The sequence below is a fragment of the Kitasatospora sp. MY 5-36 genome, assembly GCF_001182915.1.
Taxonomy (GTDB): domain Bacteria; phylum Actinomycetota; class Actinomycetes; order Streptomycetales; family Streptomycetaceae; genus Kitasatospora.
The window spans coordinates 1-3,358 of record NZ_LFVW01000529.1; the positions used below are offsets into that span (position 1 = coordinate 1).

The 3,358-nt window shown below is 73.3% G+C and carries 1 protein-coding gene; it reads left to right on the forward strand.

Going from position 1 to position 3,358, the window contains the following annotated elements; translation table 11 throughout:
- The coding region (locus AE652_RS29245; protein ID WP_049656896.1) for a type I polyketide synthase at positions 1 to 3,358 on the forward strand (3,358 nt) is incomplete at both ends.

The following is a 3,358-nucleotide window of genomic DNA, read 5'->3' on the forward strand; positions in this document are numbered from 1 at the left end:
CCGACCTGGTCCGGGGCCACGCGGCCGCGGTCCTGGGCCATGACTCGGCAGACGACGTGCTGCCGCAACGCGCCTTCAAGGAGCTGGGCTTCGACTCCGTCGGAGCCGTCGAGCTGCGGAACCGCCTCTCCAAGGAGGTCGGTGTCAAGCTGGCCTCCACGATGGTCTTCGACCACCCGAACGCCACCGCCCTCGCGGACTACCTGCGGGGCGAACTCGTCGGCACCGGCGGCCAGACGGCCCAGGCCGACGGCGCGGTCCAGGTCGTGGCCGCGGCGATCGGCGAGCCGATCGCGATCGTCGGCATGGGCTGCCGGTACCCGGGCGGTGTGACGGGGCCCGACCAGTTCTGGGACCTGCTCGTCGCGGGGACCGACACGATCAGCGAGTTCCCGACCGACCGAGGCTGGGAGGCCGTCGAGGAGGGCTTCGGCCAGCGGCAGGCGTACCGCCGACAGGGCGGATTCATCTACGACGTGGCCGACTTCGACGCGGGGTTCTTCGGGATCAGCCCGCGTGAGGCGCTGGCGATGGACCCGCAGCAGCGGCTGCTGCTGGAGACGTCCTGGGAGGCGATCGAGCGCGCGGGGATCGACCCGAAGTCGCTGCACGGCTCGGCGACCGGCGTCTTCGTCGGTGCGAGCCACGCCGGTTACGACGCGAGCCTGCCGGCCGACGACCGGAGCCTGGACGGCTACCGGCTGATCGGCACGGTGTCCGCCGTGGCCTCGGGCCGGATCTCGTACTGCCTGGGCCTGACCGGCCCCGCCATCACGGTGGACACGGCCTGCTCGTCCTCCCTGGTGGCGATGCACCAGGCGATGCTCGCCCTGCGGTCGGGCGAGTGCTCGATGGCGCTGGCCGGCGGTGTCGCGGTGATGGTCTCGCCCGGCGCGTTCATGGAGTTCGGCAGCCAGGGCGGCATGGCCTCCAGCGGCCGGTCGAAGGCGTTCTCGGACGAGGCCGACGGCATCGGCTGGGGCGAGGGCGCGGGCATGGTGCTGCTGGAGCGTCTCTCGGACGCGCGCCGTAACGGGCACCAGGTGCTGGCGGTGATCCGCGGGAGCGCGGCCAACCAGGACGGTGCGTCCAACGGCCTGGCGGCGCCCAACGGCCCCTCGCAGCGGCGGGTGATCCGCGCGGCACTGGCCAACGCGCAGCTGTCGCCCTCCGACGTCGACGCGGTCGAGGCCCACGGCACCGGCACCTCGCTCGGCGACCCGATCGAGGCGGGCGCACTGCTGGCGACGTACGGCCAGGAGCGGTACGAGGACCGGCCGTTGTGGCTGGGATCGGTGAAGTCCAACATCGGCCACACCCAGTGCGCCGCCGGCGTCACCGGTGTGATCAAGATGGTGATGGCGCTGCGAAACGGCATGCTGCCGAAGACCCTGCACGCGGACCAGCCGTCGACCCACGTGGACTGGGAGAGGGGCAACGTCCGGCTGCTCCAGGAGCAGGTGCAGTGGCCGGCGGGCGAGCGGCCGCGCCGGGCGGGTGTGTCGGCCTTCGGTGTGAGCGGCACCAACGTCCACCTCATCCTGGAGGAGGCGCCCGACGCCGAAGCCGAGGAGCTGGAAGCCGAGGTGCTTCCGGTGCTCGCCGGTGGGACGTCGGCCTGGCCGGTCTCCGGCCAGAGCGCTGCGGCGCTCGCGGGTCAGGCGGGTCGACTGCGTGAACACGTGCTGGCGCGGCCGGAGTTGTCGGTCGGCGATGTCGCGTGGTCGCTCGCGACGACGCGTGCGGCGCTGGAGCACCGGGCCGTTGTGCTCGGCGGCGAGCGGGGCGAGCTCGCTGAACGTCTCGCGGCGGTGGCGACGAAGCAGCCCGCGTCCGGTGTGGTGACCGGTTCGGTGGCTCCTGGCGGGGTGGGGCGGACGGTGTTCGTCTTCCCGGGGCAGGGGAGCCAGTGGGTCGGGATGGGTCGCGAGCTGGCGGAGGCCTCGCCGGTGTTCGCGGCGCGGCTGGCCGAGTGTGCTGCGGCCCTGGCGCCCTATGTGGATTGGCAGTTGGACGATGTGCTGGCGGGCCTTCACGGCTTTGAGGCCGCTGATGTGGTGCAGCCGGCGCTGTGGGCTGTGATGGTGTCGCTGGCTGCGGTGTGGGAGGCGGCGGGTGTCGCTCCGGACGCTGTGGTCGGTCACTCGCAGGGCGAGATCGCGGCGGCCGCCGTCGCGGGGATTCTCTCCCTCGACGATGCCGCGAAGGTCGTCGCTCTGCGGAGCAAGACCCTGAAGGCCCTGGCCGGGCGCGGCGGGATGCTGTCGATCGCCGAGCCGGTGGACGGCGTCCGCGCCCGGATCGCCCCGTACGGCACCCGCCTTTCCGTCGCAGCCGTGAACGGCCCGTCGGCGACGGTCGTCTCCGGTGACGCGGACGCGCTGCGCGAACTCGCCGACTCCTGTGGGGAGTCCCCGCGCGCCCGGATGATCCCGGTGGACTACGCGTCCCACAGCGCGCACGTGGACGAGCTGCGCGAGGAGATCCTCTCGGTTCTCCAGGGCATCACGCCGAGTGAGGCCCGGATCCCGATGGTGTCGGCGCTGACCGGCGAGTGGCTGTCCGGCCCGGAGCTGGACCCGGCGTACTGGTACGCGTCCCTCCGGGAGACCGTCGAGTTCGACCGTGCCGTGCGGATCCTCGGTGACGCGGGACACGGCGTGTTCCTGGAGGTCTCGCCGCACCCGGTGCTGACCCCGGCGATCGGCGACAGCCTGGAAGAGCGCTCCCCGGTGGTCGTGGGCACGCTGCGGCGCGAGGAGGGCGGCGCGCAGCGCCTGCTGACCTCGCTCGCCGAGGCCTATGTCCAGGGCGCCCCCGTCGACTGGGCGGCGGTGCTCGGCGACGGGACGACCGTCGCGCTGCCGACCTACGCGTTCCAGCGGCGCCGCTACTGGCCCGAGGCCCCGGCGGTCGAGCGTACGAAGCTGTCGGTGGACGACTGGCGCTACCGGATCACCTGGCAGCCGTCCGCCATCAGCGGTTCGGCGGTCCTGTCCGGGCCCTGGCTGCTGGTCGGGGACGCGCCGGACGCCGGTGCGGTGGCCGACGGGCTGGCGGGTCGTGGCGCCGAGGTCGTGCGGACGACGCTCGAGGGCCTCGATGAGGCCATCGCCGGTGCCGGTGCGGATGTCCAGGGCGTGGTGTCCCTCCTGGCCCTGGACGAGTCGCCGGACGCCGAGTTCGGGTGGGTCCCGCGCGGCAGCGCCGACACCCTCGACCTGGTGCAGAGGCTGGGCCGGGCCGGGATCGCCGCTCCCCTCTGGGTGCTGACCCGTGGCGCGGTGCAGGTCGCCGCCGGCGAGGTGACGACCAGTCCGATCCAGACCCAGGTCTGGGGTCTGGGCCGGGCCGTGGG